Source organism: bacterium (genome assembly GCA_027622355.1).
Lineage (GTDB): Bacteria > UBA8248 > UBA8248 > UBA8248 > UBA8248 > JAQBZT01.
In genome coordinates this window covers 1-5,738 of record JAQBZT010000195.1, presented here as the reverse complement: position 1 = coordinate 5,738, position 5,738 = coordinate 1, and the positions used below count along the sequence as shown (strand labels likewise).

General features: G+C 62.1%; 7 protein-coding genes. 4 read left to right on the top strand and 3 right to left on the bottom strand.

What is annotated here, in order from left to right; all coding sequences use genetic code 11:
- Nucleotides 1-145 precede the first annotated feature (145 nt).
- Nucleotides 146-937, top strand: a complete 792-nt coding sequence (locus O2807_11075; GenBank protein ID MDA1001039.1) for a response regulator — start codon at nucleotides 146-148, stop codon at nucleotides 935-937.
- On the opposite strand, the gene O2807_11070 is transcribed toward O2807_11075, so the two are convergent.
- From O2807_11070 to O2807_11060, 3 genes are read right to left on the bottom strand one after another with little or no spacing between them, the layout of a single operon-like run.
- Nucleotides 934-1,293: a hypothetical protein gene (locus O2807_11070; protein MDA1001038.1), complete on the bottom strand. Its 360-nt coding sequence runs from the start codon at nucleotides 1,291-1,293 to the stop codon at nucleotides 934-936. The two genes, O2807_11075 and O2807_11070, sit on opposite strands and share 4 nt — an antisense overlap.
- Entirely contained in the window at nucleotides 1,290-1,694 is a 405-nt protein-coding gene (locus O2807_11065; protein ID MDA1001037.1) for a hypothetical protein, read from the bottom strand. Before O2807_11065 ends, O2807_11070 begins: the two co-directional genes overlap by 4 nt.
- Nucleotides 1,694-3,094: an MmgE/PrpD family protein gene (locus O2807_11060; GenBank protein ID MDA1001036.1), complete on the bottom strand. Its 1,401-nt coding sequence runs from the start codon at nucleotides 3,092-3,094 to the stop codon at nucleotides 1,694-1,696. Before O2807_11060 ends, O2807_11065 begins: the two co-directional genes overlap by 1 nt.
- 426 nt (nucleotides 3,095-3,520) lie before the next feature.
- Between O2807_11060 and O2807_11055 the strand changes: the two genes are divergently transcribed.
- The 3 genes from O2807_11055 to O2807_11045 all read left to right on the top strand — a co-directional run.
- Nucleotides 3,521-4,045, top strand: a complete 525-nt coding sequence (locus O2807_11055; protein ID MDA1001035.1) for a hypothetical protein — start codon at nucleotides 3,521-3,523, stop codon at nucleotides 4,043-4,045.
- Between the two features lie 41 nt (nucleotides 4,046-4,086).
- Complete coding sequence (locus O2807_11050; protein ID MDA1001034.1) at nucleotides 4,087-5,103, top strand: fumarylacetoacetate hydrolase family protein; 1,017 nt, start codon at nucleotides 4,087-4,089, stop codon at nucleotides 5,101-5,103.
- A gap of 22 nt (nucleotides 5,104-5,125) precedes the next feature.
- On the top strand, nucleotides 5,126-5,738 hold a 613-nt coding region (locus tag O2807_11045), incomplete at its 3' end, for an alpha/beta fold hydrolase (protein ID MDA1001033.1).

The following is a 5,738-nucleotide window of genomic DNA, read 5'->3' as shown; positions in this document are numbered from 1 at the left end:
TAATACGAACCTCTTCGGCCCCACCCACCCACGTTCAAACAATTTGAAATATATTTAATTTCTTGAAATAATATATCAATTTATACTATATAATCTTAACGTGCTTTTTCTCTTCCTGAGGACACGCCGAAACGAGGATCTTTCCATGAGCCAAATGCTCTCCCCGATCTGGGATCTCAACAACAGCACCACCGTTTTATCCCTGGAGATACCCGTAAAAGCATCCGAAGGTACCATCTTGGTGGTGGATGATTCCTCGGCCACGGTGGAGATCATCGGCGCATTGCTGAAAAACGAGGGCTATCAGGTGTTATGCGCCGAAAACGGCCACGAGGCGCTCGAAAAAATCCGCAAAAACCGGCCCGACCTCGTCATCCTGGACATCCTGATGCCCGGGATGGACGGGCTCGAAGTCATTCAAAGATGCAAAAAAGAGAGCGCGGGGTCCGAGCACCCTCCCTTTCTTGTCATCTCTGGAATTTGCGAATCGGAATTCCGGGTAAAGGCCCTGACCCTCGGGGCCGTGGAATTTCTCATCAAACCTTTCAACCGAATCGAATTTCTCTCCCGGGTGCGCACCCAACTCGAAATCGTCCACCTCAACAGAAAGCTGCGGGAGCGGGCGGAGGCGCTCAGCGAGATGAACCGGGTGCTGCGGGAGACGCAGGAGCGTCTGATCCAGGCCGAAAAACTCACGGCAGTGTCCGAGATTTCCGGCGCCATCAACCATGAGCTGAACCAGCCGCTCACCGTCATTCTCGGCCAGACCCAGCTGTTGCTCGATGAACTTCCGCGGGGTTATGCAAGCCGCGAGCGCGCCGAAAAGATATTCCGCAACACGCAACGAATCGGACAAGCGCTGAAAAACCTGGGAAACATCAGAAGTTACCGCACGAAAAACTACGACAACAATAGCAATATCTTCGATCTCGGCTAACCGGACCCGGAAAAAGGAGCCACCCCGCCGACGGAAACGCCGCCGGAGGCAGGCTGCACGTCGGGGGAAATCTCCGGTGCCGCCTCGAGGACTCTCAAGCCGCATTCAGCCCGCAGCGCATCCAGAAGAAACCGCAACTCTTCCCGGCCCCCTTCGGTGGAAGTAATGCGCGCCAACGCATAAATGCCGCCGGGGACTTCCCGGCGATAATCCGGAACCAGGGTCTGGTAGTAGCCGATGGAATCGTATCCCTCCAAAAGACCCTGGACATAGTACTGCTCGCTCGCCGGAACCTCGATCCACCAGATGAGGCTTCCCTCAAAAGGCTCGGGATTCGGGCGGGGCGCGGCGCTCATCCGCCTGCCCGGATGCGGTTCGCCGCCCGCTGCACGATGGCCGGCATCTCCCGGACAAACGAAGAGCGGGGCATCGCCTTGTCGAATCCGGCCTTCTCGGCGCCCTTCAAAAGATCGGGCTCCGTATGCGCGCCCCAGGCGATGGCGTAGGCGCTCCGGTTCTTCGGGTGCGCCTTCAGCTTCTTCACCAGATCATATGCGGTCTCGCCGCCGAGTTTGGGGTGATGGAGATCCGCGAGAAAAAGCACCGCCTGAAAATTATCGAGCGCCTGCTCGAATTTTTCGGCCGATGAAAAAAACTCGAACACGGAACCTTGCGAAACGCCCGCTTCACGGATGCCCCCGGAGAAAAACAGATCGGCGCAAATCACGAAAATTCTCTGGGCCTCTTTCGCCACCATCACGCTCCACCTTCGGGAGCCAGTCTTTCGCCGAGCAGATCAATCAGCGGATAAATGCTATCCAGCGTATCCACCTTGTAGAGCATCGCCTCTGCCCGGGCGATCTGATCTTCCCCGTAGACCAGCCCACAGCATTCCTTGAATTTATCGTAGAGTTCCTCCCGGTCCATCGGCCGCTTGGGCGTGCCGCGGGAGGTATCCGTGAATTTTTCGTGTACCGTCCCGTCCATCATCTCGATCGTCAGCTTCGAGCGGATCAGATCGTAGCCCATCGCCTCGATCTCATCGTCCACGAAAGGCTCTATCTTCTTCAGAGTTTCCTTCACGGCGGGATCGTTCACCACCTCGTCGTGGTACTGCGCGATTCCGGCCTTGCCCCCGGTGTGCAGCAGAATGCCCAGACTGTATTTCATCGAAAACTTGGCCTCGAGTTCGTTCTGCGGGTCGTCGTAGCGGAGCGGCTGTAGCACGCGCTGGGTCGTGCCAAGGCGGGCCACCTTCACGTCCTCGTTCCGGATACCGTTCTCGAGAATCAGATCGCGCATCGCGTCCATCGAGGGATGCGAAAGCGAACCGCAGGGGTAGGGCTTGATCGAAACGCCGGGGTCCGCCACCGTCCAGGGGTTGCCCAGCTTCCCGATGAGACACTCCGCGTCCGCGCCGCCGCCCATGATCTGGAAAAAGCCCCACGGGCCGTCCAGCGCAGCCGGATCCGCCGTGAAGCCGCCGGCGGCCAGGCGGGCCGCGACCACGCCGTTCTCCGCCGCCCTTCCACAGTGAAACGGCTTCGTCATCGTTCCGAAGTTCGCCCGAAGCCCGGCGCTCTCCGAACAAACGATCCCCAGGCACATCCGCAGTTCATGCTCCCCGAGTCCCATCAGCTTCGCGCAGGCGGCCGCCGCGCCGATGGCGCCGACAGTGCCCGTTGTGTGGAAGCCACGGATGTAGTGCTCCGGCTTGATCGCCTCGGCCACCTTGCACTCCACCTCGAAGCCCACCGCGAAGGCGGTCATCAGCTCGGCGCCGGATGAACCCAAGGCCTCGGCCATCGCGATCGAAGCCGCCATGACCGGAACCGTCGGATGGGTCAGCAGTCCATAAATGCGATCGGGGTGAGCCGCCAGCTGGGTGTCGTCGTAGTCCATGGAGTGTCCGGCGACCCCGTTCGCGAATGCCGCCGCATGGGCCGGCACCGTCCTGTCCGTCCCCAGCATGCGCGCCTCCGGCCCGCCGCCGTTTTCCTTCAAGTACTGCTGGATGATCCGGCCGCTCTTTTCCGTCGCGCCCGCTACCATGAGCCCCGCGCCGTCCACGAAACACCGGCGGTGGAGCGCCTTCACCTCCTCGGGTACCGCCGTATCGCCGGTCTCCAGAATGAACTGGACAACCGCATCCGTCATTGCACTCTCTTTCGCCATGTCATCCTCAGGAAAAGAAAACGTACTCAGGGCGCCGGCATTTGCGCAGGGCCGGGAGCGGGCCCTGGGGGCCGGGGCTTCATCTGCCCGCAAAAATACCGGCCCAACCGCCCCGCCCGGCGCTCCGGCGAGCGGCATACCGCGTTCAGAAAGAAAAACACAAGGAGCGCAAAAAAAACTGCGCCCAGGAGCCACCTGAGCCCCCGGACCATGGGCCTGACCTCCGGTTTTGATATGCCGGGAAACGCCAGCAAAAAGGAGAGTGCGCAGCAAGAAAACCCGCCGCCGCTTGTGGGACTTTCCCCTGCATGGCACATTTCCCCTGACGAATCGGAACCTTTTTACCACATCATGCCCCGGCGCGGGTTATCTGCGCCGGAACACGAGGACAACCGAAAGGAAAAAGCTATGGCGCTCGAAGTGGATTGCCAAGGGGTGGACTACTACAAGGCGAGTGACGGCCGCATCGTCGCCATGCACATCAAGAGTGATTTCAAGGACTATGCCGCTTTTCCGCCCTATCTTGACACCGAAGAAGCCAAGGCGCACATCCGCACGGCCTACGCCGGCCAGGACATCGAGGACGAGCGCAACACCAAGGCCCACATGACGGCGGACGAGCTGCCGCTCCAGATCATCATCCTCAACCGCAAGAAGGGCGCCACCACCAACCCCCACTACCACATCGTGGACGAGCGGCCCCAGAACACGACCCGCCACCAGATCGTCATCGTGCAAAGGGGCTCGATCAAGGTCGGTATCTACACGAAAGAAGGAGACCACCTCGGGGACCCCATCCTGCGGCAGAACGATCTCATCCTCATGATGGAGGGCCACGAGGTGGTGTTCCTCGAGGACGACACCAAGGTCATCGAGATCAAGGAAGGCCCCTTCCCCGAGACCGACGAGCGGGACAAGGTAGATCTCGACTAAGAGGGACTTCCGGCCCACGATTCACAATCTGCGAGGCGAACATGAAACTCATCACGTTTGAAGTCGCAACCCCGGTCGGCCCCTTCCAGCGGGCGGGCGCAGTCATCGAACTCGGCGGCGGCCAGGTCTACGCCGACCTCAATTTCGCCCTCGCCGCCGAAATGGCGGGCGAACGCTCCCCGCGCGCCCAGGAGAAAGCGGATGCCATCCTCCCCGCCGACATGCTCGCCCTCGCGGGCGCGGGCCCCGGCGCCCTCGAGGCGGCCGAGAGCGCCCTCGAGTTTCTCCTCGAAAACCCGGAGGCCCAGGGCCCCCGCGGAGAGCAGCTCATCTACCGGCCGGATGAGATACGCCTTCTCGCCCCGATCCCCAACCCGCCGCTCATTCGCGGCTTCGCCGGCTTCGAGCGCCACCTGAAGAAAACCTTCGGGATGATGGGCCTCGAGATCCCCCAGACCTGGTACGAGCGGCCCCTCGCCTTCAAATCGAGCACCGCCCACATGGCGGCCGCGGATGAGGTCGTCCCCTGGCCGAGCTACACCGACAAGATGGATTTCGAGCTCGAATTCTGCGCCGTCCTCGGCCAGCCGGGCAGGGACATCCCGGAAGAAAAAGCCGCCGATCACATCCTCGGCTACGCCATCTTGAACGACTGGTCCGCCCGCGACGCCCAGACGGGCGAGATGCAGATGAGTGTGGGGCCCTACAAGGGAAAAGACTGGTGCTGGTCGTTCGGCCCCTGGATCGTCACGAAGGACGAGCTGCCCGACCCCACTTCGATCCCCATGGCCGCGCGCATCAACGGCGAAACCTGGATCGAGGCCACCCCGGGCGAGATGTACTGGACCTTCGAGCAGATGATCTCCTACACCTCGCGCGACGAGAACCTGCGCACGGGCGACCTCTTCGGCTCGGGCACCGTCCCCGGCGGCTGCGGGATGGAGATCGATCGCTGGATCCAGCCCGGCGATTTGGTCGAGATCGACATGGGCCCCCTCGGCATCATGCGCAACCGGCTAAGCAAAAAGCCGCCGGCCCGGCCCTACACCTACAAATAGCCGAATCGAGGGGACACACGCCGTGCGCACCGAGCTGGTCTCCGTTCCCACCGACACGGTCCCCCTCGAGGGGGCGTACTACGAGCCCGAAGGAAGCGCTATCACCGGCTGCGCCATCCTCCTCCACGGCAACTGCATGAATTTCTACGTCGGCGCCCCGCGCTTTCTCCCGCCACACCTCACCGGGATGGGCCTCGCCTGCCTCGCCTTCAACCGCAGGGGACACGATGTCCTCAGCACGCGGGACAGCCGCGAGCTCGAGGGCGGCGCCTTCCAGACCACCGCCGAAGCGATTGCCGATAACAACCACGCACGCGCCTGGATCGAGGCGAAGGGCTACGGCCCGCCCGCCGTCATCGGCCACAGCAACGGCGGGTTGCTCTCGGTCCGTCACGTCGCCGATCATCCGGACACCCCGGCGATGGTCCTCCTCTCCGCCCACCGGGGCGGGAAGGGCATCGCCGGGCTCGCCAGCGCGAACGGCCTGTGGGCACAGAATCGTCTCGCGGAAATCTCGGAACTCGCGCGCGATCTTCTCGCGGAAGGAAGAGGCAGCGAGCTGATCCTCCTGCCCGGCTGGTGGCGGGCCACCACCGCCGAGAGCGCGGGGGACTATCTGGAGAACATGCCCGACA